The sequence below is a fragment of the Streptosporangium sp. NPDC051022 genome (assembly GCF_040683035.1).
Lineage (GTDB): Bacteria > Actinomycetota > Actinomycetes > Streptosporangiales > Streptosporangiaceae > Streptosporangium.
Genome location: NZ_JBFBCF010000013.1, coordinates 176,957 through 199,803, shown reverse-complemented (window position 1 = coordinate 199,803; position 22,847 = coordinate 176,957). Strand labels below are relative to the sequence as shown.

Annotated in this window: 22 protein-coding genes and 1 pseudogene; 11 read left to right on the top strand and 12 right to left on the bottom strand. The window is 69.8% G+C overall.

Going from position 1 to position 22,847, the window contains the following annotated elements; translation table 11 throughout:
* Positions 1-4: 4 nt before the first annotated feature.
* Entirely contained in the window at positions 5-496 is a 492-nt protein-coding gene (locus AB0N02_RS22415) for a tyrosine-type recombinase/integrase (protein WP_363949623.1), read from the bottom strand.
* A 469-nt stretch (positions 497-965) separates the two neighbouring features.
* Positions 966-1,421 carry a class I SAM-dependent methyltransferase gene (locus AB0N02_RS22410; RefSeq protein WP_363949731.1) on the bottom strand — a complete coding sequence of 152 codons (456 nt, stop codon included), beginning with the start codon at positions 1,419-1,421 and terminating at the stop codon, positions 966-968.
* 203 nt (positions 1,422-1,624) lie between these two features.
* Here AB0N02_RS22410 and AB0N02_RS22405 point away from each other — a divergent pair, with 203 nt between their 5' ends.
* Positions 1,625-2,875: a DUF5074 domain-containing protein gene (locus AB0N02_RS22405; RefSeq protein ID WP_363949621.1), complete on the top strand. Its 1,251-nt coding sequence runs from the start codon at positions 1,625-1,627 to the stop codon at positions 2,873-2,875.
* A 346-nt stretch (positions 2,876-3,221) separates the two neighbouring features.
* Here AB0N02_RS22405 and AB0N02_RS22400 read toward each other — a convergent pair whose 3' ends face one another.
* Positions 3,222-3,872 (bottom strand): Tn3 family transposase, encoded by a 651-nt coding sequence (locus tag AB0N02_RS22400; protein ID WP_363949619.1) that lies wholly within the window; start codon positions 3,870-3,872, stop codon positions 3,222-3,224.
* Positions 3,873-4,052: 180 nt separating this feature from the next.
* Positions 4,053-4,745, bottom strand: a complete 693-nt coding sequence (locus AB0N02_RS22395) for a TioE family transcriptional regulator (protein WP_363949617.1) — start codon at positions 4,743-4,745, stop codon at positions 4,053-4,055.
* Positions 4,746-4,836: 91 nt separating this feature from the next.
* On the opposite strand from AB0N02_RS22395, the gene AB0N02_RS22390 reads away from it, so the two are divergent.
* Entirely contained in the window at positions 4,837-5,994 is a 1,158-nt protein-coding gene (locus AB0N02_RS22390; RefSeq protein WP_363949615.1) for an erythromycin esterase family protein, read from the top strand.
* A gap of 31 nt (positions 5,995-6,025) precedes the next feature.
* On the opposite strand, the gene AB0N02_RS22385 is transcribed toward AB0N02_RS22390, so the two are convergent.
* Positions 6,026-6,682, bottom strand: a complete 657-nt coding sequence (locus AB0N02_RS22385; RefSeq protein WP_363949613.1) for an alpha/beta hydrolase — start codon at positions 6,680-6,682, stop codon at positions 6,026-6,028.
* Between AB0N02_RS22385 and AB0N02_RS22380 the strand changes: the two genes are divergently transcribed.
* The 3 genes from AB0N02_RS22380 (at position 6,681) to AB0N02_RS22370 (ending at position 9,665) form a co-directional block, all read left to right on the top strand.
* Complete coding sequence (locus tag AB0N02_RS22380; RefSeq protein WP_363949611.1) at positions 6,681-7,007, top strand: TetR-like C-terminal domain-containing protein; 327 nt, start codon at positions 6,681-6,683, stop codon at positions 7,005-7,007. The genes AB0N02_RS22385 and AB0N02_RS22380 overlap by 2 nt on opposite strands.
* A gap of 40 nt (positions 7,008-7,047) precedes the next feature.
* Positions 7,048-8,421: a serine hydrolase domain-containing protein gene (locus AB0N02_RS22375; protein ID WP_363949609.1), complete on the top strand. Its 1,374-nt coding sequence runs from the start codon at positions 7,048-7,050 to the stop codon at positions 8,419-8,421.
* 263 nt (positions 8,422-8,684) lie between these two features.
* Positions 8,685-9,665 (top strand): tyrosine-type recombinase/integrase, encoded by a 981-nt coding sequence (locus AB0N02_RS22370; RefSeq protein ID WP_363949606.1) that lies wholly within the window; start codon positions 8,685-8,687, stop codon positions 9,663-9,665.
* Positions 9,666-9,707: 42 nt separating this feature from the next.
* Here AB0N02_RS22370 and AB0N02_RS22365 read toward each other — a convergent pair whose 3' ends face one another.
* Positions 9,708-10,262, bottom strand: coding sequence for a GNAT family N-acetyltransferase (locus AB0N02_RS22365; RefSeq protein ID WP_363949603.1), 555 nt, complete (start codon positions 10,260-10,262; stop codon positions 9,708-9,710).
* A 579-nt stretch (positions 10,263-10,841) separates the two neighbouring features.
* Here AB0N02_RS22365 and AB0N02_RS22360 point away from each other — a divergent pair.
* From AB0N02_RS22360 to AB0N02_RS22345, 4 genes are all read left to right on the top strand, one after another.
* Complete coding sequence (locus AB0N02_RS22360; RefSeq protein WP_363949601.1) at positions 10,842-11,492, top strand: lysophospholipid acyltransferase family protein; 651 nt, start codon at positions 10,842-10,844, stop codon at positions 11,490-11,492.
* 74 nt (positions 11,493-11,566) lie between these two features.
* Positions 11,567-13,198, top strand: a complete 1,632-nt coding sequence (locus tag AB0N02_RS22355) for a penicillin-binding transpeptidase domain-containing protein (protein ID WP_363949599.1) — start codon at positions 11,567-11,569, stop codon at positions 13,196-13,198.
* Positions 13,199-13,333: 135 nt separating this feature from the next.
* On the top strand, positions 13,334-14,002 hold the full coding sequence (locus AB0N02_RS22350) for a HEAT repeat domain-containing protein (RefSeq protein ID WP_363949597.1): 669 nt from the start codon (positions 13,334-13,336) through the stop codon (positions 14,000-14,002).
* A gap of 6 nt (positions 14,003-14,008) precedes the next feature.
* Complete coding sequence (locus tag AB0N02_RS22345) at positions 14,009-15,013, top strand: MerR family transcriptional regulator (RefSeq protein ID WP_363949595.1); 1,005 nt, start codon at positions 14,009-14,011, stop codon at positions 15,011-15,013.
* 197 nt (positions 15,014-15,210) lie between these two features.
* Here the strand turns inward: AB0N02_RS22345 and AB0N02_RS22340 are convergent.
* The 4 genes and pseudogenes from AB0N02_RS22340 to AB0N02_RS22325 form a co-directional block, all read right to left on the bottom strand.
* Positions 15,211-15,769 (bottom strand): annotated as a pseudogene (locus AB0N02_RS22340) (AraC family transcriptional regulator).
* 62 nt (positions 15,770-15,831) lie between these two features.
* Positions 15,832-16,644: a phytanoyl-CoA dioxygenase family protein gene (locus AB0N02_RS22335; protein ID WP_363949593.1), complete on the bottom strand. Its 813-nt coding sequence runs from the start codon at positions 16,642-16,644 to the stop codon at positions 15,832-15,834.
* A gap of 89 nt (positions 16,645-16,733) precedes the next feature.
* Positions 16,734-17,546, bottom strand: a complete 813-nt coding sequence (locus AB0N02_RS22330; RefSeq protein WP_363949591.1) for a DUF4158 domain-containing protein — start codon at positions 17,544-17,546, stop codon at positions 16,734-16,736.
* A complete protein-coding gene (locus AB0N02_RS22325) occupies positions 17,503-18,132 on the bottom strand; it encodes a TetR/AcrR family transcriptional regulator (protein WP_363949589.1) in 630 nt (209 codons plus the stop codon). Before AB0N02_RS22325 ends, AB0N02_RS22330 begins: the two co-directional genes overlap by 44 nt.
* Positions 18,133-18,221: 89 nt before the next feature.
* On the opposite strand from AB0N02_RS22325, the gene AB0N02_RS22320 reads away from it, so the two are divergent.
* Positions 18,222-19,178, top strand: coding sequence for an alpha/beta fold hydrolase (locus tag AB0N02_RS22320; RefSeq protein ID WP_363949587.1), 957 nt, complete (start codon positions 18,222-18,224; stop codon positions 19,176-19,178).
* Between the two features lie 102 nt (positions 19,179-19,280).
* Here AB0N02_RS22320 and AB0N02_RS22315 read toward each other — a convergent pair whose 3' ends face one another.
* Positions 19,281-20,519, bottom strand: a complete 1,239-nt coding sequence (locus AB0N02_RS22315) for an MFS transporter (protein ID WP_363949584.1) — start codon at positions 20,517-20,519, stop codon at positions 19,281-19,283.
* A 135-nt stretch (positions 20,520-20,654) separates the two neighbouring features.
* Here AB0N02_RS22315 and AB0N02_RS22310 point away from each other — a divergent pair, with 135 nt between their 5' ends.
* Positions 20,655-21,590 (top strand): LysR family transcriptional regulator, encoded by a 936-nt coding sequence (locus AB0N02_RS22310; protein ID WP_363949582.1) that lies wholly within the window; start codon positions 20,655-20,657, stop codon positions 21,588-21,590.
* Positions 21,591-21,669: 79 nt separating this feature from the next.
* On the opposite strand, the gene AB0N02_RS22305 is transcribed toward AB0N02_RS22310, so the two are convergent.
* On the bottom strand, positions 21,670-22,785 hold the full coding sequence (locus tag AB0N02_RS22305; protein WP_363949580.1) for an epoxide hydrolase family protein: 1,116 nt from the start codon (positions 22,783-22,785) through the stop codon (positions 21,670-21,672).
* Positions 22,786-22,847 lie beyond the last annotated feature (62 nt).

Below are 22,847 nucleotides of genomic sequence, written 5' to 3'. Positions count from 1 at the left end.
CCGGTCAGCCCCAGCCCCTCCAGCTCCGCTCCAGCTCCGCGTCGGCGTGGGTGGGTAGGGTGTACCGGCGCGTGGTGTCGAGTCGGGCATGGCCGAGGAGTTCGGCGACGACGACGTCGACGCCCGCGCGCAGCAGGTTGGTCGCCAAAGTGTGCCGCAGGATGTGGGCGGACAGGGCAAGGGCGCCCGCGTCGGCGGCGAGTTCGTCCATGAGCTGGTCGACCGCCCGGGTCGACAGACGCCCGCCGCGGCGGTTGAGGAACAGCGCCGGGGTGTCGGCGCCGGGCCAGGAGGCGCGGTCGCGGGCGAGGGGGCGGCGTTCGACGGCGCGCAGGTAGCGCTTCTGCTGGCGGGCGTCCAGGGCGCGGGGCGCGAGCTTGGGCGCGTCGTCGCGGCGGACCACGGCGGGGCCGAGACCGAGCTGGGCGAAGAAGTGGTCCAGCGCGGTGAGGTGGGCGTTGACGGTGTTCGACGCGCGGTGCAACACGGTCTTCATGTGGGTCTTGTAGTCGCGGATGGCGAAGTCGCGGTCGTGGGCGTCGGTGAGCGGGTCGCCGTCCAGGCCACTGGTGTTGAGCCAGGCGAGGAAGGTTCGGACCCGGGAGCCGTAGGCGCGGCGGGTGTCGCCGTCCAGCGGGGCCCGCTTCAGCGCCGCTGTGTAGGCGGCGTGAACGGTGGCGAACGCCTCGGGTACCGCTTGGTACTGCCGCCCCGCATGACCCTCGCAATATCAGAAGTGGTTTCGCTGGGCGAAGCGTAGCCCAGGGCCGCGATATCAGAAGCTGAGCCTGCGGCTGGCTTCTGATACTGAGAGATATCAGAAGCTTGAAATGGGAGGGCGGCATCGGCGCGTTGGATTAGGCCCGAAGTTCCGAGGCCACGCTCAGTGTGACTTAGCGCTTCAGTGGGCGGGAATCGCCCACTGAAGCGCTAAGTCACGAACGATTGATCGTTACGAGGCATCGTCAGCCGGCTTCGAGAACGAAGAACAAGAAGTACAGGAACCTCGTGCCGGTGATCTCGCGGAACTCCTCGGGGAACACGTCGCGGGCTTCCGGCGTGAACGGTGGTTCACTGATGGCGCTGATGCGAAAGCCCGCCGCGGTGAAGGCGTCGGTCATCGCGTGCAGCGGCCGGTCCCAGAACCTCATTTGGGCGGTCTGCCCGCCCATGGTCCATTCGTCGATCCGGCTGCGGGTCTCGAAGTACTTGGGCTTCTCCCCGGCCATGTGCTGGTGGAGAGCGATGCCGAAAGGGTGGTGGACCGAGACGAGGAGCCGGCCGCCGGGTCTCAGCACGCACCGCAGCTCGGCCAGTGTCGGTCCCCAGTCTTCCAGGTAGTGCAGCACCAGGGATGCGACGACGTTGTCGAACGTCTCGTCGTCGAATGGCAGGGGACTGGCCAGGACGGCGACCCGCAGATCCGCGTCGGCGCCCAGGGGGTCGCGACGGCACCGGAGCGCGGTTCCATCGTTGCCGGTTTTCCGCCATGAGGAAGCAATGGATCATTTCTATCCGTCAACGTATGCTTTGGCCCAGCTGTCTCAGATTTCGTGTGGTCTGCGATGGCCGGTCGTGGGTTCCCTTGGTGTAGCTATATACGCAGATCCGGATACGTGACGGCGTGCTGGGCTGCATCGACGCGCAGAGGAAGGCGAAGAAGTCCATGGCATTTCCAATAGCGGCAACGGGCGCCAGGGGTTTGGCCTACATTGCCAACGTCGGTGACCGCGCGGTGTCGGTGATCGACACCGCGACGGGCGCCACTACTGCGACCATCCGGACTGCTGCTTTTGGTTTTTCTAGTCCATCGGACGTCGCGGTCAGCCCGGACGGCACCCGCGCCTACGCCACCAACCCTGACTACAATTCCGTGTCCGTGATCGACACGGCGACCAACACGGTCACCGCCACGGTCGAGGAGGCGTTTCGCTGCGCAACGCTCGTCGTCTCCCCCAACGGGAGGAACGTGTATGTTGCCGGCCAGAGTACGAGTGTGATCGTAGTGATCGACGCCGCGACCAACACCGTCAGCGCCAGGATTCCGGTCGCCGGTGCGCAATACATGGCCGTCACTCCCAACGGCAGCCGCATCTACGCCACCCGGGATGACACCGGTGTGTCGGTGATCGACACCGCGACCAACACGGCTATCGCCACCGTGCCCACGAACAACGGTTTGTGCCGAGGATTGGCGATGCACCCCGACGGCACCCGGGTGTACGTGGCCGGCAACCACAGCAAAGCTGTGCACGTCATCGACACCGCCACCAACACAATCAGCCGCTCCATCGGGGTGGGATCGCCCCCTTACGGCATGGCGATCACCCCCGACGGAGCGGGCGTCTACGTCAGCTGCGACGACGGCCCGATATCAGTTATCGACTCCGCCGCCAACAAGGTCGTGGCCACCATCCCGCTCTGGGAGGCCGGCCCACTCGCTGCCTCCCCGGACGGCACGTTCGTCTACACCCCCAACCATTTAACCGACACACTGTCGGTCATCGACGTCGCCACCAACACGGTGACCGGCACGGTCGCCGCCGGTAGGCATCCGTGCAGCGTCGCGTTCGGCCCGGGGGTTCCCCTCCGCACCAACACGCCCACTGTGGTCAAGGGCGCGCCCCTCAAGGTGCGCTACTCCACCGCGCCGGGCAATGTCAGCAGCAGGAACTGGGTCGGCATCTACCCCGATGACGGCGGCGCAACCATAGGGAAGAAGAATTCCTTCACCTGGGCGTACGCGCCCAACGCCGCCGGCAGCGTCACCTTGGACACCGGCAGCGTGCCCGTACCGGGCCGTTACGCGGCCTGGTACTTGTACAACGACGCCTACGCCACCCTGGGCGGCCCGCTCACCTTCACCGTGACCTGAGCCCGCGACCGCGCGGGGCCCGGTGAGCGGTCACCGGTGCCCTGCGCCGTGTGGGGCAGACCTGTGACCGGCATCCGGCGGCCGGACCGGCCGGTACGCGGGAAGGTCCGGCATACCGTACCGGCATGGATGTTTCCTGGAGTTGCTCGCCCGGAGGCCTCGGCGGTGGTGCACCGGGGCCGTAGCCGTCGCAGACCGTGCCGAAGCTGGCGCGTTCTTGCCGGTGTTACCGGTGAAGTAGGCGGTGTGCCCGGCCGGGCAGGTGACAGTGCCGGCGGCGGTCTCGGTGGCGAAGTCGTCCAGGTCGAACCCGCCCGGCACGGCCGGACGGGCGAGCGGTCCGGCGCTATGCAGTCGGCAGGTCGGTGAGGTCCAGGCGCCGGTCGGTGCGCAGCTGGATCTCACCGTAGGGGGTCATGTTGGTGTGAAACAGCGGGGTGAGCCCGCGCCGGTCGGCGTCGGTCAGGACGTTCTCCCACTTGGGTAGGGCGAGGGTGTCCTGGATCATCAGCGTGTTGATCAGGCCGAGCGCCGACTGGAGGATGTGCAGGCACAACTTCATCTTGTTGATCTGCTTGAACCGGGCGACCAGGTCGAAGTCCAGCAGCCGGGTGATCCCGAACCCGACGAACGAGGCGCCGTGGGAGTCGACGAAGTTCTGCTCGATCTCCATGTCGATGCCGTGCCGCATCGCGCCCTCGACCATGGCGTGCACCTCGGACGCGGAGCAGGAGATCAGCTGGGAGTGGACGGCCATGGACCCGCCGGTTTCGACCGTCCAGTAGATCAGCACACCGCGCTTGGCCCTGCGATAGCGGGAGTGCCACTCGGTGAAGATGTTCTGATCGAAGGCCGAGAAGTGGGTGGAGTCCAAGAACCGCAGAAGAAGCGCGAACCCGAGCTTCGTCGCGCCCCGTCGGCCCGATAGCTGATCCAGCTCGTCCCCGACCGGCGTCCAGTTCCCAACGAGCTCGTTCTCGTCCAGCACACGCGCCACGCGGCATCCGGCTCTCTCGCGAAGCGGTCAGCCAAGCCGCCGCATACCCCACGAATCCGGACCAATACTGACCGCAGCCGATCATCTACGTCGGGCGATCCCAGAAAGATCCCGTAACGGTCCGTCAGCGGCATCGCTGACCTGGGCTAACTCAATCGCGTGTACCTGGCTGCACGACTCTTACCGACACCCGGAATCGCGGGCGCGAAGGTACGCGTCCAGGGCTCCGCCACCCTGGAGCATCGCGCGGCCCCGGGCGGACAGGCGGGCCCGCCAGTCACGCAGAGTCGACTCCAGCGGGGCGACACCTCCGGCGGAGCGAACCTGAGCGATCAGCGGGGCGATCTGCTCCAGCAGGTAACCGCCCCGCCTGAGCTGGTGGGCCAGCCGGACGTCCCGCACGTCGTCCGCACTGTAGATCCGATAGCCCGTCCGCGGATCGCGGCGCGGCCGGACCAGCCCGGCCCTCTCCCACTTACGCAAGGTGGCGGGACGGACGCCGAGCCTCCCGGCCAGGGGACCGACGAACATGTCGCCACGCTCCTGCGGCACAGGCGCCAGATCACGGAGCGCGGCCTCGACCGCCTGGAGGGTGCGGCGGTCGCCGAGGAGCTGGCCATGGCTCTCATCGATGAGCCGCAGCGCGTCCTCGACGGCACCCCGGTTGACCGCCTGCATGATCGACGCGGCCGACTGGTGACCGTGCCCGGGCACGAGGGCGAGGAACGCGCGCAGGGCCTGCGCGTGCAGCGGCGTATAGGTGCGATAGCCGTGAACGGTGCGCTCGGCGGCGGGCAGGATGCCGGCGTCCTCGTAATTCCTGATCGCCTGGGTGGACAGACCGTGCTCGCGCGCCAGGTCCACCGGCCTCATGGATGCATCACCGATTGAAGGTCCATCACGATGAAAGCGGAAATTTCCCCGGCAAAGTTTACACCGAGAGTTCAACGATACCGTTGAAGGCATGGATATCAAGGACACGGCCCGGCCACTCGACGGCGCGGGCGTCTCGGCGTTCCTGCACTCGCTTCCCGCCAAGCCCCTGCTGCTCGGCCTGGGCGAGGCCAGGCACTTCGTGGGAGAGCTGGGCGAGCTGCGCAACGAGATCTTCCGGCACCTGGTCGAGCACGAGGGCTACCGGTCGTTCGCCATCGAGAGCGACTGCCTCAAGGGCCTCGTGGTGGACGACCACATCGCCACGGGCGCGGGCACGCTCGATGACGTCATGGAACGCGGCTTCAGCCACAACTTCGGCACCATCCCGGCCAACCGCGAGCTCGTACGCTGGATGCGGGCCTACAACGAGGAACACGATGAAAAGCTCCGGTTCTTCGGCTTCGACGGCCCGCTGGAGTACTGGGCGGCGAGCCCGCGCCAGGCGCTCACCGCCCTCCACACCCTCCTCGACGGCCCGCTCCCCCACACCATGGAAACCCTCGACACACTGCTCGGCCCGGACGACCGATGGTCGAACGAGGCCACGGTCATGGACCCCTCCCAGTCGATCGGCCAGTCCGCCGACGCCCGGCGGCTGCGACTGATCACCGACGACCTGGTGGCGCTGCTCGACACCCAGACGCCACGACTGAGCGCGAAGGACAGGGAGCGCGCGGCACTGTACGGACGCACCGCCGTCGGCCTGCTCCGCTACCACCACTGGATGGCCGACACGTCCCCGGCACGGGTGACGCGACTGTCGGCCCTGCGGGACGCGATGATGGCCGCCAACCTGCGCGCCGTCACCGAGCACGGCCCGGCCCTGGTCTTCACCCACAACCTCCACCTGCAGCGGAACAAGAGCCTCATGCCGCTCGGCGACCAGCTGCTGGAGTGGTGGAGCGCGGGGGCGATCACCGCGGCGCACCTGGGAGACCGGTACGCCTTCCTGGCCTCGGCCCTCGGCACGGCCGGCGACGACGCCCCGCCCCCGGACACCGTCGAGGGAATCCTGTCCACGCTCCCGTGGGACCACTCTCTCATCGACGCCCGCCGCCTGGCCGAGACCATCGCGAAACCCGCCCCGCGCACCTCCCGCGACTTCGCCTATTTCCCGCTGGACCCGGCCCACCTCGACACGATCGACGGCATCGTCTTCCTCAAACAGGCCGTCAGACTGGGATGACAGGCCCCGGCGGCACACCGGGTCGTCCTCGCTACCGGGGCCGCTCTTCGGGAAGCCGCCCCCGGGCGAAGGCACGGATCCGCCCGGCGACCACCTGGGGCGCGTTCAGGTCGGGGGCATTGTGGTCCAGCCCACGCAAGACCACGTGCCGGGCGTCGGGCATCACCCCCGCCAGACGAGGCAGCACGCCGGTCAGGTAGGCGGGCGACCTCTCACCGCCCATCAGCAACACCGGGGACGCGACACCCGCGTACCTGGCGCCATCGGAGTCAAGACGGGCGATCTCCCCGATCTCGGCCGGAGTCGTCGCCATCATCGCCCGCGCGTCGCGCCCACCGGCCCCGCGCAACAATAAGAACGCCAGCACGCGGAACACCGGCGCCGGCGCGTTCCCGACGGGGGCCAGCCGGGTGCCCTTGAGAAAGGCCGTCATCGCCGCGACATGCCTGCCCTCCTGCAGCAGGTGGGTGAAAGACGGCAGCCAGCGGGCGTCGAACGACCCCCCGATGCTCACCCCCGGCTCGTACACCATCAGCGCGGCCACCCCTCTCCGCAACCCGAGGTGCAGGGCGACCAGACCACCGTAGCTGTGCCCGAAGACCAGGCTCGAACCCGTGTGCTCCATGACGGCGATCACGTCGTCGACCTCGGCCTCGACACCGTAGCCCGGCCCCTGCGGTCCACTCATGATGACCGGGCTCGTCCACGCGATGCGGACCGACGCCCACCTGGCAGAGACCCTGCGCTCACACGTGGCGGACGAGGACCGGGGACCGTTCCGGACGATCGTGGAACGCGCCGCGGCCCGCGGCGAGGTCCCTGCCCACACATCGACCCAACTGGCACACCAGGTGGCCGAGGGCCAGATCATACGCCGGACGATCCTCGGCCAGCCGCTCGACCACGACTTCCTGACCGACCTGGTCGACAACCTGCTCGTACCCCTGCTGACCCGAACCTTCCCCACCGACGAAGAAACCCATCGAACAACAGGGCGGACACACCGGCGCTGATCACCGGCGCCGAGCGGCACAGATGAACAACACCACGGAAATGGTGCGAACCGACGAAGCCCACCACCCCCACCACCAGCAGGATGAACGAATGGCCGACCTCAACCACCTGCAGAGCCTGCTCGACAACGAGGCGAAAACCCTCCACGTCCCCGGCGCCGCCGTCGGCATACTCCTCGACGGCACCGACCACATCCTCACCACCGGCGTCACCAGCGTCGACGCACCGGCCCCCGTGACAGGCGACACACTGTTCCAGATCGGATCGACCACCAAAACGATCACAGCGACAGCGATCATGCACCTCGTCGAGCGCGGCCGGCTCGACCTCGACGGACGCGTACGCCAGTACCTACCCGGCCTCCGCCTCGCCGACGAACACGCCGCCGACAAACTGACCATCCGCCACCTGCTCACCCACACCGGCGGATTCCTCGGCGACATCGACGACGGCGAAAGCTGGGACACCGGCGCCCTGGCCGCCTCGATCGACACCTACCACCAACTGCCCCAACTCTTCCCACCCGGCACACTCGCCTCCTACAACAACGCCGGATTCAGACTCCTCGGCAGAATCATCGAGGTCGTGTGCGACGAGCCCTACGAGAACGCCATCAGCCGAATCGTGCTCACCCCCCTGAACATGAACTCCAGCTTCTTCTTCCCCTGGGAGGCCGCGACACGACCACACGCCGTCGGCCACGCCGTACGCGAAGACGGCCCGCACACCGCACACACATGGGGACTGTTCCGCGAAGGCATGCCCGAGGGCGGACTGCTGTCCTCGGTACGCGACCAACTCCGCTACGCCGCCTTCCACCTGGGCACAAACGGCGAAGAACCACTCAAAGCCACCACCAGAGAACTGATGCAGGAAGAACACGTCCAGGTCGGCACACCCTGGACCGGCATCGGACTGCCATGGCTCCTGGAGGAACACGCGGGCGTACGAATGGTCACCCACGGCGGTAACATCGGCAACCTGCAACTGTCCACATTCGTACTGGCACCCGAACACGGCTTCGCCGTCACCACGCTCACCAACTCCGCCCCCGGCAAAACCCTGGGCAAACTGGTGACCGACTGGTGCCTGGAACACCTCCTCGACGCCAAACCGCAGACCCTACGGCTGACACTGCGCGAACCCACACCGGAATACGCGGGCAGCTACGACGCGGGACAGTGGACCTTCGAAGTCGACGAGAAACTGACGGCACGCTTCGTGCTGCGCCCCGAACTGGTGACCGCCGGCGTGGAGGGCATGCCCGACATGCCGCTCGCACTGGTCGAGGGCTGCGACGACGTGACGATCGCCACCGACCCGCAGCACACCGTCGGCCGCTTCCTGCGCGACGACACGGGTGAGATCGCATTCCTGCACCTGGGAGGCAGAGCGGCCCGGCGAATCCGCTGAACCACCGGCACAGGCGGCGCGGGTCCCGGGACCCGCGCCGTCCCGCCGCGAACGAGCTCGTACCCGCGAGATTTGGCCTCCCACGACCGATCTGACGCAACGGCCATGGAGACGAGGGCCCCACCCCTGACAGCGACGGCGAGAACGACCTCGGCCGTGCCTTTCTCCGTGGATGCGGGGGTGTTTTTTCTGTTCAAGATCATTTTCGAACCGACCGGGCGCCTTTACAATGTAGATCAGTAATAACCGGTAGGGTCGGCACGGTGAGCGCGCCGGCCGTACCCGAACCACCCCGCAGCAGCGTCGAACCCGCCCGGGACCCCTACCGGGTGTACCTTGACTCCCTGTCCAGCCCCGAGTCCCGCCGCGCCATGCGCGGCTGCCTGGACCGGCTGGCCGCCCTCGTCTCCGGAGACGAGGTCTCCTCCGGCGCGGGCCGGCCCTGGCACCTGCTGCGCTATGAGCACACCGTGCGCATCCGCGCCCTGATGACCGAGCGCGGCTGGTCCCCCGCCTACGTCAACAAACATCTGGTGGCGCTGCGCAGGGTGCTGCGCGAGGCCTGGCGGCTGGGCCAGATGACCGCCGAGGAGTACCACCGCGCCGCGGACCTGCCGACCGTCGCGCACACCCGTCTCCCCACCGGCCAGCACATCCCGCCCGAGGTCGTCGGGGCGGCGCTGGCCGCGTGCGACGGCGACGACTCCCCCTCCGGGGTGCGCGACGCCGCCCTGCTGGCCGTGCTCTACTCCACCGGCTGCCGCCGCGCCGAGATCGCCGGGATGACCTTGGCCGACTACGACCCCGGATCACGCTCGCTGCGGGTGCGCGGCAAGCGCGACAAGGAGCGGATGGTCTACCTCACCCCCGAGGCCATGAGCCGGACGGAGCGCTGGCTGGCCGTACGGGGCGGCGCCGCGGGAGCGCTGTTCTGCCCGATCGGCAGGTACGGCTCGCTACGGCTGCGCGCCGACGGAGCCGGACCGGCGGCCATGACCGGGCAGGCCGTCGCCGACGTCCTGTCCAGGCGGCTGGCGCAGGCCGGGGCGGCCCCGCGCACCCCGCACGACTTCCGGCGCACCTTCATCGGAGAGCTGCTCGACGCGGGCGTGGACCTGGCCACCGCCCAGGCGCTCGTCGGCCACTCCTCCCCCGCGACCACGGCCCGCTACGACCGCCGCCCCGAACGCCGCCGCCGCGAGGCCGTCGACAGGATCACCCTGCCCCCCGCCAGGCCGCTGTGAGCCGCCGGCGCCGCGCTCTTCCGGCAGGGCGCGGCGCCCCCGTCACGATGCCGCGGAGGCCGTCCGCCAGGCGTCGCGGCCGATGCGGTACAGCACGTGCGCCCTGAGCGGGCTCCCCTCGGGGACCCTGGGGTGGTCGAAGTCGTCGGCCGGGTCCCTGACCATGCCGAGGCGTTCCATCACCGCCCGGGAGCGCAGGTTGCCCACCGCCGTCAGGGAGACGATCTCCGGCTGGTCCGTCACGCCGAACCCCTGGGCGAGCGCCGCCGCGGCCGCCTCGCGTGCGTAGCCGTACCCCCAGGCGGGGCGGGCCAGGCGCCAGCCGATCTCCAGCGCCGGGGTGAACGGCGCCTCGAAGGTCTGCCAGGCCAGCCCGGTGAAGCCGATGAACTCCCCCGTGGCCCGCAGTTCCAGCGCCCACAGCCCGTAGCCGTGCTCGTCGAAACCCGCCTCGATCCGGTCCACCAGGGCGTCGGACTGCTCCCGGCCGAGCGGGGCCGGGAAGTGCTCCATCACCTCGAGGTCGGCGTTCAGCGCCGCGAACGGCTCCCGATCGGCACGCCTCCACCTGCGCATGATCAGACGCTCGGTCTCCACCCGTGCCCCTCCGCCCCTTCGCGTGATCGCAGGACGCGTCCCGCCCTTGGAGCATACGTCCCGGCGACGCCCCGGCCGGGCCCGCCGACGGCGGTCCCCACGCGCTCGCGCGTCCGCCGGAGCCGCCGGAGCCGCGGGGGCGCGGGGGCGATGTTCGCGGGTGATCGGCGGCCCCCGTCAGGGGCGTGACCTGCATGGGGCGGGCCGCTCCCGCTCCGGCAGGACACGCCGCGAGCACGGGTGCGGAATAACCACCGGCGTACGTCCGTTAGAGTGATCGTGCCGATGTGGTTTGTGTCCCCCGGGCCGCAAATTACCGCCTTCACGGAATACCGTTCGGCTGGAGCCGTGTTGTGCCTCTCGCCGAGGAGGCGACCGCCACATCGGCACTAAAACGTTCCGCCCCGTGAGAGCTGCCGCTCCTGCGGGGCGTTTCGTTTGTTGAGGTTTCGTCCTAGAAAAAGCCTGTGGCTTTGGAGGATGGCTACAAACATGGGGGCATCGCTTGTGCGGGCGCCCACACCCGCCGGCCAGCGGATCACCACTTAGTGTGGTGATCCCGTCCCATGAGGAGAGTCCGTGCTCTATCGCCTGACCAAGATCGTCAGCACTCCCTTCCTTCACCTGCTGTGGCCGACCGCGGTGACCGGAGTAGAGCACGTGCCGGGAAGCGGCCCGGCCATCCTGGCGTCCAATCACCTGTCGGTCCTGGACTCCACCTTCCTGCCACTGGTGCTCCCCCGCCAGGTGCGCTTCGTCGCCAAGGCGGAATACTTCACCGGCAACCCCGTCACCGCAGCGTGGATGCGGGCCACCGGGCAGGTTCCCATCGACCGCCAGAGCCCGACCGCCGCGCAGGACATGCTGGACGCGGCCGCCCAGGTGCTCAAGGACGGCGAACTGTTCGGCATCTACCCCGAGGGCACCCGCTCACCCGACGGCCGTCTGTACCGGGGCAAGATCGGAGTCGCCTGGCTGGCCCTGGCGACCGGCGCGCCGGTCGTCCCGGTGGCGATGAGCGGCACCGACAAGGTGCTGCCGATCGGTTCTTCGGTGCCCAGGCTCGGCCGGATCGGGATACGGATCGGCAAGCCCATGACGTTCACCGGCTCATACGGCGACGCCCGCGACCGCCGCAGGGTGACCGACGAGATCATGGAGGCGATCAGGGAACTGTCGGGCCAGGAGTACGCGACGAGCTATGCCCCCAGCCGCAGTAAGGATAACTAACCATCGGTCGTCATATATCGGGTTGGTCACGCTAAGCTGCGACCTCTGGAGCCGGAGAACAGGGGGATGGTCAGGTGCCACGCGGCAGGACGATCGCGATCACATCGACAGCCGTCGTACTGGTGGCAGGAGCCGCGGGCGGGGGCGCCTGGTGGTTTCTGCACACCCGCGGCACCCCTCAGGAGACCGCGCAGCGGTTCGTCGCGGCCTGGCAGGCGGATGACCTGACCGCCATGCGCGCCGAGATCGGCACACCGGATCCGGCCTTCGACAAGACCTACCGGGACATGCGCCAGAACCTGGCGGTCGAGTCGGCCGCGATCCGCCTCGACGGGGCGCGCGAGACCGGCGACGGCACCGGCCAGGCCACCTACACCGCCACCCTGCGGCTGCGCGACATCGGCAGCTGGAGCTACACCGGCACCATCGACCTGGCGGTCGTCGACCACTACTGGCGGGTCAAATGGTCGCCCACGGCGGTGCACCCGGACCTGACCGGCGGCGCCGCGTTCGCCCTGAAGACCAAGTGGCCGCAGCGGGCGCAGATCACCGCCGCTGGCGGCGAGCGCATCGACGGCGGCGACGTGGGCGGCTCGGTCCAGCAGCTCGTCGGCTACCTCGACAAGGCCACCGCCAAGGACGTCAAAGCCCTCGGCACTCCCTACAAGGCGGGCGACCCGATCGGCAGGGGCGGGCTGCAGCAGACCTTCCAGCAGAGCCTGGCGGGCACGCCGGCCACCGAGATCCAGATCGTCGGCACCGACCACAAGACGGTCAAGTCGCTCGGCAAGATCGACGGCAAGGACGGCGAGGCCGTGCAGACCAGCCTGGACCTGCGGGTCCAGCGGGCCGCCGCCGACGCGGTCCGCGACCTGAAGCAGACCGCCTCGATGGTGGCGATCAAGCCCTCCACGGGCGAGATCCTCGCCGTGGTGAACAACCAGGGAGGCTTCAACCGCGCCCTGGACGGCAACTATCCTCCCGGCTCGACCTTCAAGGCGATCACCGCCGTCGGGCTGCTGGACGGCGGCATGGCCCCCGGCGACCGGGTCACCTGCCCCAAGGACGTCACCGTCGGCGGGCTGCCGATCCGCAACTCCCACCACGCAGGCTACGGCGCGGTGACCCTCACCGACGCCTTCGCCTACTCCTGCAACACCACCTTCGCCCCGCTGACCCAGGAACGGCTCAGCGCCGACAAGCTGACGCGCGCCGCGGAACTGTTCGGCTTCAACAAGCCGCTCGACATCGGCGTCCCCGCGACCAAGGGAAGCTTCCCCAAGGCCCAGAGCGGCGCCGAACTGGCCGCCGAGTCCTTCGGGCAGGGCCGCATCACCGCCAGCCCGCTGGTGATGGCCTCGGTCGCCGCCGCACTGGCCGACGGCACCTGGCGCCCGCCGACACTGGTGCCGTCCATCGAGCAGAAGACCGAGCCGCAGCAGCTCCCCGACGGCATCAAGCCCAAGATCCATCAGCTGATGTCCGCGGTGGTCACCAAGGGCACCGCCAAGGACGCGGGCCTGCCCGCCGGCACCCGGGGCAAGACCGGCACCGCCGAGTACGGCCCGCAGGACGATCTCAAGACCCACGCGTGGTTCATGGGCTTCCGGGGCGACCTGGCCTTCGCGGTGATCGTCGAGGAGGGGTCAGGGGGCGGCGCGGTCGCCGCCCCGGTCGCCGCGCACTTCCTGCGCGCCCTGGGCTGACCTCCCGGCCGGCCCCGGACCGGCGAGCCCGTACAGGGCCGGTGCGGGCCGACGAACGGTACGCCTCGACGGCGTGGCTCCGCTTGACCTTGACACAGTGACAAGGCCTTCACTGTGGCCAAGGAGGTGGTCCCGATGACCGTACCGCAAGAGGACACGAACACGATGCGAGCTGCTCTCCAGGGGCTGGAGAGCAGCTCGTCGGCGCGGCTGCAGGCAGCGCTCACGGCCGGCACGGCCCCGGACCCGCGGCTCGTCGACAAGCTCATCGAACGATGCGCGATCGAGCCCGATTTTTACGTGCGCGACATGCTCACGTGGGCACTCACCCGCCACTCGTCGTCGCTGACGGTCCCGAAGCTCATCGACGAACTCCGCTCGGAGCGTGCGCAGGCACGAAGCCAGGCGTTGCACACGCTGTCCAAGATCGGGGATCGGCGAGCGTGGCCGGCGATCACCCGGGCGCTCCTGACCGACGCCGACGACGAGGTCGCCCGAAGCGCCTGGCGAACAGCGGTCGTACTGGTGCCCGAAGGGGAAGAACCCGAGTTGGCCGGAGTGCTGGTGACACAGCTCGGGCGCGGCGGGCGTGAGACGCAGTTGAGCCTCAGCCGGGCGCTGATCGCGCTCGATAAGGTGATCATGCCGGCCCTGCGCGCCGCGACGACGGATCCCGACCCTCGCGTGCGTCAGCACGCGATCGCCACTGAGCGGCTGTTGCACGACCCTGATGCGGGATTCGAGTTCGCGATCGAGGAGGCGAAGCGCGTCGTGGCCCTCGGCACGACCGGTCAGGAGGGGTGATGTGCAGTGTTGATCGGTGATGTGGCGCAGCGGTCCGGGGTCAGCGCCCGCATGCTCAGGCATTACGAGTCGCTCGGCCTGGTGCGGCCGACGGGCCGTACCGAGGCCGGCTATCGAGAGTATTCCGACGAGGACATCCGGCGGATCTTCCATATCGAGAGCCTGCGGTCACTGGGACTGTCGCTGCGTGAAGTCGGGCGCGCGCTGGACGATCCCGGCTTCATGCCCTCGGAGCTCGTCGACGACCTCATCCGCCAGACGCGGGAACGCATCGCGAGTGAGACGGAGCTGCTCACGCGACTCCGCCGGATCGGTGCCGCCGACCCCGCCGGCTGGGAGGAGGTCCTCCAGATCGTCGCGCTCCTCCAGGCCCTGGGGTCGGAGAGCGCCGGGAAGCGCCAGCGCGCGGCCTTGTCCTCGGTCGAAGAGGTTCCGGTGCCGGTGGAGGCTCTGGTCGAGGCGGCGTTGAGCGAGACGGACCCGAACGTCGCCGGAGCCCTTCGATGGGCTCTGGCGCAGTCGGGCGAGGGCGGACTGGCACTGCTGGCGGAGGGCCTCGGCTCATCGGCGGCCGAGGTGCGGAAACGTGCCGTCCAGTCCATCGCCGAGATTCCGGACGGTGAGGCGACCACACTGCTGCGGGACGCCCTCGCGAACTCCGACATCGTGGTCCGCAGGTGTGCGGCTCTGGCGCTCGGGGCACGTGGAGTGGCCGACGCGGTCCCGACGCTCATCGACATGATCGTCGAGGGGGTGAACGACGTCGACGCGGCCGATGCGCTGGGCGCGCTGGCGAGTGATGCCGCGTTGACGGATCAGATCGGCACCGGGCTCGTCGACCGCCTCGCCCCCGGCACCGTCGAATCGTCCGCACGCCGGCGGCTGACACAGGCGCTCGCGGATATCCCGGGGACCACGACGTCACGTGCCCTCGCGGATCTGTCACATGACGAAGACCGTGTCGTCGCGCTTACTGCGACATACATCCTCAAGCTACGCAACGCACGGTAAAGGCCCTCTGCTCCCGAACGTGGCCCCAGCCCCAAAGCAGGAATTGATCTTGAGCGGCGTCCTTGAGGGGTGTCGGGATTAGAAGGTTTTTTGCAGGATCTCGCATCAGAAACTCGATGTGACGGAGCGCTTCGGTTGGTGAGAAAGGCCGGCTCCGTAGGGCTCGCCCACGCCTGCCCGGGGGTGTGCCGCGGTGTTCAGCCGTGCTCGGGCTCCACCGGGAGCCACAGTTCGGCGTCGGCCTCGGTCTTCTCCGGTGACAGGTGGGTGCGCAGGATCTCGGGGCCGGTGCGGGTGCGGTACGGGTTCGACGGGAACCACTCGGTGAACACGTCCCGCCACAGCTCCTGGATGGCCTGTGGTGCCAGCGCGGTACCGCATACTGCTGCTCCCTTCGATGGTGAGGCGGAAGGCCATCCGGGACTGGGAGTTGAGTGCGGCGCCGGTACGCCGGGCCTCGCCTGATCCGATGCCGTGCATGGCACGGAACGCCCGCGCGAACGCCTCACCGGAGCTGTAGCCATAGCGCACCGCGATCTCCAGCAGCGTTTCACGCTCCGCGAGTACTTCGGCGCCCGCGAGGGTGAGCCGACGGCGCCGGACGTACTCCGACAGCGGCATGCCCGAAAGCGCGGAGAACATCCGGCGCAGGTGGTGCTCCGAGGTGGCCGCGATGCGTGCCGGCTCCTCCACGTCGACGGCCTGGTCGAGATGGCACTCGATGTGCTCCATGGCCTGGTTCAGCCGCTCCAGCATGCCTGGCCTCCTTCCTCATCCCTCTTCACGGCCACCTTGCCGACGATGGTCGTGAAGCACGTCTACCCAGCGCTGCTGTCGGTGCCGTCCCCGTCCGGACCGGGGGCATCCCGTCCCAGGCCCCGGCGGATCGCGATCTCCACGGGCGAGTACGCGCCGTCGGCCCGCTCCAGTTCGTACGGCGCGGCCGGCATCAGCGGCGGCTGGGCCATGAAGCGCGGCCGCACCCCATGGTGCGGTTGCGCAGCGTGCACCAGGAACGGATGACACAGGAAGACGTCGCCCGGGGACCCGGTGGCGAGGGCGAGTGGCCGGTGGTCGGACGCCGCCACCAGATCGGGCGCGAGGGTCAGCCCGCTCGCCCCGTCCTCCCCGTACTTCTCCAGCACCTTCGGCACGTCGAGGTGTGAGCCGACCCGGATCCGGGTCGGGGCGTCCTGTTCACCGACCTCGCTGAACAGGAACAGCATCAGCAGCGCCCGGCCCTGGGAGCGCAGATTCGTGAAGTACCAGCTCTCGCCCTCCGGCAGATAGCTCCCCTCGATGTGCCAGCCCGCGTCGTCCGGCTCCTCCTCGTGCGGGAAGCGCAGCGGGAACGTGCCCAGCGAGTAGCGCGGCTCCCAGCGTCCCGCGCCGACGAGCAGGTCGTACGCGTGGTGCAGGGACGGGGAGTTGGGGGCGGCGGCGAACGGTCCCTGCGCCATGCCGGCCACCCAGTGCACGGGCTGCGTCCACGTCGACGGGTCGTCCGGGTCGCAGCCCGTCTCCCGCCACAGCAGCCGCGCGCAGTCCGCGGCCACGCGCGGCGCGACGGCGCCCTCCAGCTTCACGAAGCCGTCGCGCAGGAAGCAGGATACCAAGGTCGTGTCATCCATGCCCCCATCCTGCGGCGACACCGGCCCCGGTCACCCGACATTCTCCGCACCGCCTTTGTCGGGTATGAGGATGGGCGCGTGGTCCCCGGTCACGCCACCCGCTTGAGCTCGTGCCCGGAAGAGGTGGTGCGTCGGCCGTCAGCCTTCATCGTCTTCGACGGCGTCCGGGTCCCGGAAGGGGTGCAGGCCCTGGCCGGGCCCGCTGGCCTGGATACGGTGCGGCCCCAGTCCTTGTAGGCCCTGGCGTCCGCCTTCGCCTCGGCCACCAGCGCCTGCAAGGTGGCCTCCCCTCCGGACACCGCCGGGAACACCACCTGCCGGACCGTGCCCTCCGGCGCCCGCAGCGCCGAGTCTGCCGACAGCCCGTTCAGCACCTGCAGGCAGAACTCCCGCTCGAACCGCGCCCTGCCCGCGCCCGCGATCCGTTCCACCCGGCCCGGCGGTTCGATCTTCGACGTACGGCAGCGCCTCAGCAGGGCCGCACGCAGCCCTTCATCCGTGAACACCGTCGGGCAGATCTTGTCCGCCAGCCACTCGGCCAGCACCTCCTCGTCCGCCCGGGTCGACTCCCGAAACCCCAGCGCTTCCCGCACCTGCGCCCGGTGGTACTCGATCGTCGACCCCGACCACCGGTACTCCGCGAATAGCGCCGGATCGACCTTCACCTGCCCCGCTACGTAGTCAACGGCAGCCTTGGGTACCTCGCCCGCGTGCCGGGGAAACCGGCCCTCCTGCTCGAAGAACTTCAGCAACAGGCCGAAGCCCAGACGTGTCGCGCCTGTCTTGTTTCCTACCAGCTCCCAGTCGCCGTCCAGGGGACGCGCCGGTTCTCCAGGCCGAGGTCTCGAAGAGCGATGTTCAGACGGAGACGGCCGGCGGTGGCGTCTGGCCCGGCTCCGCACCGGCCACGGCTGGCAGGCCGATCCGGCCGAGCTGGTGGTCGACGACCGCGGCCGCCTCCGCGACGCCCAGTTCCCCGACCAGCACGCCGTCGGCCAGGCCGCGCGCGAGCCCGAGAAGCACGTGGGCCTCGGCGCCGGCATCGACGCCGGGTTCCGAAGCGGTGGCGGCCACGAGCGCGGCGATCTCGCGATGGACCGCGTCGCCGCCCGCGCGGTACAGCCCGCGTACCTCAGGGTCGGCGGCGGCCCTGGCCAGAAACGCGTGCCCGGCGAGCAGGAGCACGGGAGCGCGCACGCCCAGTTCGACGACGGCGAGCAGCGTGCGCCGCAACGTGTCGGCCGGGCTGTCGGCGTCCCGCAGCGCCGCGCGAACATGGCGCTCGATCTCCTGCCTAAGCAGGTGCGCGCTCGCGCGCAGCAGGTCGGCCTTCGCCGCGAAATAGTGCTGGACGAGCCCTTTGGAGACACCGGCCTCCTGGGCGACCCGCCCGATGCTCACAGCGGCCAGGCCCTCCCGAGCGCAGAGCCTGAGGGCGGCATGGGCGATCTCCGCCCGCCGCGCCGCGTGGTCCACCTGCTTCGGCACGGCCCTGCCTCCCCTCTTTGCGATACGAACGTATCGTGATATTGATACAATACGATCATATCGCGAAAGGCGGACGGAGGGTCCCGTACGTGAACGACCTCGTGGAACCCAATATCGGAGCCGCGTTCCACCGGCGGCGGCTCGGCCACTTCCGCGACGCGTCCGCCTTCGCGCGTTACCGGAAGGCCTACGACCGGGCCATGGCCGAGCTTCCCGAACCCGATCAGATCCAGGACGTGGCGACCCGCTTCGGGACCGTCCGGGTTCATCGCTTCGGCACCGGCGACGGCGTACCGCTTCTCCTGCTGCCGGGACGCACCGCGTCCACCCCGATGTGGGAGCCGAACCTGGCCGGCCTCACCGCCCACCGGCCGGTTTACACGGTCGACCTGCTCGGCGAGCCCGGCCTCTCGGTGCAGACCCGGGCGTTCACGAGCGCGGCCGACCAGGCCGACTGGCTGGCGGAGCTGCTGCCCCGGCTCGGCCACGACCGGGTGCACCTCGTCGGGGTGTCCATCGGCGGGTGGAGCGCTTTTCACCTCGCCCTGCGCGCCCCGGAGAAGATCGCCTCGGTGAGCCTGCTCGATCCCGCCTGCCTTTTCGGCCGGATCACCTGGAAGGTCGTCGTCGTCTCACTGGGCTCGGCGGTACCGTTCTTCCCCGAGTCGTGGCGCCGGAGGCTGCTGAGCTGGATCTCCGGCGGAGCCGACGCCTCCGACGACGAACCCGTCGCCAACCTGATATCGGCTGGGATGCGGGACTTCACCGCCTTCCTGCCGCCACCGACGTACCCCACGGACGACCAGGTGGCCGGAGCCGACGTGCCGGTGCTCGCCCTCATCGCCGGGCGCAGCATCATCCACGATCCGCGAAAGGCCGCCCTGCGTGCCCGTCGCCTGCTCGCCCGCGGCGTCGTCGAACTGTGGCCGGACGCCTCCCACGCCATCAACGGCGAGTTCCCCGAGCGCGTCAACGCCCGGGTCCTCGCCTTCACCGACGAAGTCGACCGCACCGGCCACACCGGCGACACCGGCGACACACCGTGATGACACGAGCCGGTGAAGCGCGCTCCGGAACGGCACAGCGGTCGTTTTCTCTCCTTGGGTGACGAGGGCGCCCCGACACGCGAGATCGCACGCCGGGGACGACTACGCATCGGGCACGTGAGCCGCTGTTTGCCGTGCCGCGGCGCGTCGGGGAAGCAGCAGCGGGGTCGCCAGCAGGAGCACACCGGCCAGGCCGATGGCCGTGCGCGGGCCGAGCATGCCGCCCAGCACGCCCCAGACGGCCGTCAGGAGCGCGGTCGAGGCCCTGGTCGTCACCGCCCAGGCCGACAGCGTGCGGGCGACCCGATCGGTCGCGGTGCGCTCGAGGCGATAGGTGGCGCAGACGGGGTTGAAGACCCCGCAACAGAAGATGAGCCCGAGTTCGACGCCCATCACCAGCAGCAGCCCTCCGGTGCCCGGCCCCGGGAAGGCCAGGCCGACGAGCCAGAGCGCGCGCAGTGTCCCGGCCACGACCAGGACCCGGTGCTGCCCGAACCGGGTGACGAGCGGCCGGGCCAGCCGCGAACCGAGCAGCCCGCCGATCGCGGGCGCGGCGAAGGCGAGGCCGTACTGCCACGGCGCGAACCCGAGTTGGCCGAGCATCAGGACGGCCAGCAGCGCGTCGGCGGCCATCACCAGGCCGTTGAACAAGGCGGTGTTGAAGAACAGCGGGCGCAGCGTCGCGTCGGCGAGGATGAACCGCCAGCCGTCGAGCAGGTCCCCGGCCCGCATGCGCGCGGCCTCCCCGCGCTCGGGCCGCGGCTCCCGGCCGCCCATCGCGCCGATGCCCAGGGCCGAGAGCAGGTAGCTGACCGCGTCGGCCACCACCGTCGCCACCGGACCGAGGAGCCCGATCGCGGCACCGCCCAGCGGCGGTCCGATGATCGTGGTCGTCCAGGCCGTCGACTCGAATCGGGCATTGGCGACGAGCAGGCGCTCGGCCGGCAGCAGCGTCTTCAGGTAGGCGCCGGAGGCGGCGCGGAAGGTGATGTCGGCCGCCGCGACGACGACCGAGACCAGCAGGAGCTGGACGAAGGAGAGCACGCCGAGCGCGAACGCGGCGGGGATCGTCAGCAGTGCCGCGAACCGCACCAGGTCCATCCCGATCAGCACCGGCCGCTTGCGGCGGAACTCCACCCACGGGCCGAGCGGCACCGCCACGGCCGCGCCCGCCAAAGCCCCCATCGAGGACAACGCCGCGACCTCCACCGGCCCGGCGTGCAGCACCTGGATCGCGATCAGCGGGAACGCGCCAAAGGCGAGCCACGTGCCGAGCGCGCTGGTCCCGTACGCCCCCCAGAGCCACCCGAACCGCCGTCCCAACCGATGCCCGCTCCGCATGCCCGGCGCTCCTCGCCACTCACCCGCACAACCGATCCGCGATCGGAAACATCAAAGCGCGCGCCATACTCGAGGATCAAACAACCGAAGGGCCATCAGGGCACAACCAACGGTTGTATCTCGTAGGGTGTCCGTATGGATCTCGACACCGTCCGGACCTTTGTCGCCGCCGCCGACGCGGGGCGGTTCCAGGAGGCCGCCGCCGAGCTGGCGGTCACCCAGCAGGCCGTCTCCAAGCGCATCGCCGCGCTGGAGCGCGACCTCGGCGTGCGGCTGTTCACCCGCACGCCGCGTGGTGCCGAGCTCACCATCGACGGGCAGGCGTTCCTGCCCCACGCCCGGGAGTTGCTGCGCGCCGCCGAGCGCGCGGTCGCGTCCGTGCGCGCCGGCAGCCGTCCGCTGCGCGTCGACGTGATCAACTCGCGCGGCGCGGCCTCGGGCCTGATGCGTGGCTTCCACCGCGCGCACCCCGAGATCGACCTCGACGTGGTGATGCTGTTCGACATCGAGAGGGCCGTCGCCACCATCCGGTCCGGTGCGATCGACGCGTCCTTCCGCGCCGTCGCCATGCCCGGCCGGCCCCTCCCCGAGGACATCGAGTCCGTCCGGGTGCTCGACGAGGCGCTCCAGCTCCTCACCGGGCCCGCCCACGCGCTGGCGGGCGCCCGGTCGGTGACCGTCGCTCAGCTCGCCGGGCACCGGATCTGGATGCCCGGCATCGTCCCCGGTACCGAGTGGTCCGCCTACTACGACGACCTCGTCGCCGAGTTCGGCCTCACCATCGAGGCGACCGGCCCCAACTTCGGCTCCGACGCGCTCCTCGACACCGTCGCCGACACCCCGGCCCTGGCCACCTTCATGGGCGAGCAGACCCGCCTCGTCTGGCCCGCGGGCCACGGCCTGCGCCGCATCCCGGTGACCGGCCCCACGCCGGTCTACCCGCACTCGCTCCTGTGGCACCGCGACAACCCCCACCCCGCGCTGGCCACCCTCCGCGCCCACCTCTCCGCCACGGCGACCGGCCACGGCGCCGCCGGGACCTGGGCGCCGGACTGGGTGACCCCGCGTTGAACGCCGCCGCCCCGGCAGGCTGGGCCGACGGACCGGAAGTCAGGAGGCAGACTCGGGCTCTTCCCCGACCGGGCCGCGATCATCCGGCTCGTCGGTGCGGTTCCCGCTGGTCGTGCCCGATGCGGGTGAGGAAGAAGTCCCGGACGTCCTGGGCGAGCAGCTCGGGTACCTCCATCGCGGCGAAGTGGCCGCCGCGCTCGAACTCCGACCAGTGCCTGATGTCGTACAGCCGCTCGGCCAGCGGCCGCACCGACTGCGTGATGTCGTGCGCGAACACCGCCACGCCGACCGGTACCGGGCACGGCTCGATCCGCCGCGGAGTCTCGCGGCTCAGCCGCGCCGAGGAGGCCGCGGTGGCGGTCAGCCAGTACAGCGAGATGTCGGTGAGCATCCGCTCGTCACTGATCCGCGAGCGAGGGTCCGTCCACTGTGCGAAGCGCTCGGCGATCCAGGCCAGCTGGCCGACCGGCGAGTCGGTCAGCGCGTAGCCGACGGTCTGCGGGGTGGTGGCCTGCAGAGCCTGGTACGGCGGGCGATTCGCCATCAGCTGCCTGACCTTGTCCAGCCGGGCTTCATCCGTCTCCGACAGTTCGATGTCGGCGTCCGGGATCGGCCGGGTCGGCAGGTAGTTGACGTGCACCCCGACGACCTGCTCGGGCGCCACCGCGCCGAGCGCCGTTGAGATGCCCGAGCCGAAGTCGCCGCCCTGCGCGCCATAGCGCTCGTATCCGAGACGGCGCATGAGCTCGGCCCAGGCCCGCGCGACCCGGACGATGTCCCAGCCGCGCTCGTGGGTCGGCCCGGAGAAGCCGAAACCAGGGATGGACGGAATCACCAGGTGGAAGTCTCGCGACAGTGGCCCGATCACGTCGAGGAACTCCAGGAACGAACCGGGCCAGCCGTGGGTGAGGATCAGCGCGAGCGCGTCCGGCTTCGAGGACCGGACGTGGACGAAGTGGATGTTCTGGCCGTCGATCTCGGTGGTGAAGTGCGGAAGCTCGTTGAGCTTGGCCTCGTGCGCACGCCAGTCGTAGCGGGTGCGCCAGTACTCGGCGAGCTCCTTCAGCCGCGCCAGCGGGAAGCCGTAGTCCCACCCGGCGCCGGCGATCTCGTTGGGCCAACGGGTGCGGGAGAGGCGGTCGGCCAGGTCGTCGAGGTCGGACTGGGGGATGTCGATGCGGAACGGCTTGATCATGGTCTTCTCTCCAGGGAGATTCATTCGAAGCTCGAACGTTAGTGACACTAATGAAGCTAGAC

Bases quoted from the DNA above. Each gene is read 5' to 3' on its own strand.
- AB0N02_RS22415 (WP_363949623.1), bottom strand. From the start codon at position 496: ATGAAGACCGTGTTGCACCGCGCGTCGAACACCGTCAACGCCCACCTC.
- AB0N02_RS22395 (WP_363949617.1), bottom strand. From the start codon at position 4,745: ATGAGGCCGGTGGACCTGGCGCGCGAGCACGGTCTGTCCACCCAGGCG.
- AB0N02_RS22390 (WP_363949615.1), top strand. From the start codon at position 4,837: ATGGATATCAAGGACACGGCCCGGCCACTCGACGGCGCGGGCGTCTCG.
- AB0N02_RS22380 (WP_363949611.1), top strand. From the start codon at position 6,681: ATGATGACCGGGCTCGTCCACGCGATGCGGACCGACGCCCACCTGGCA.
- AB0N02_RS22385 (WP_363949613.1), bottom strand. From the start codon at position 6,682: ATGAGTGGACCGCAGGGGCCGGGCTACGGTGTCGAGGCCGAGGTCGAC.
- AB0N02_RS22375 (WP_363949609.1), top strand. From the start codon at position 7,048: ATGGTGCGAACCGACGAAGCCCACCACCCCCACCACCAGCAGGATGAA.
- AB0N02_RS22350 (WP_363949597.1), top strand. From the start codon at position 13,334: ATGACCGTACCGCAAGAGGACACGAACACGATGCGAGCTGCTCTCCAG.
- AB0N02_RS22335 (WP_363949593.1), bottom strand. From the start codon at position 16,644: ATGGATGACACGACCTTGGTATCCTGCTTCCTGCGCGACGGCTTCGTG.
- AB0N02_RS22315 (WP_363949584.1), bottom strand. From the start codon at position 20,519: ATGCGGAGCGGGCATCGGTTGGGACGGCGGTTCGGGTGGCTCTGGGGG.
- AB0N02_RS22310 (WP_363949582.1), top strand. From the start codon at position 20,655: ATGGATCTCGACACCGTCCGGACCTTTGTCGCCGCCGCCGACGCGGGG.
- AB0N02_RS22305 (WP_363949580.1), bottom strand. From the start codon at position 22,785: ATGATCAAGCCGTTCCGCATCGACATCCCCCAGTCCGACCTCGACGAC.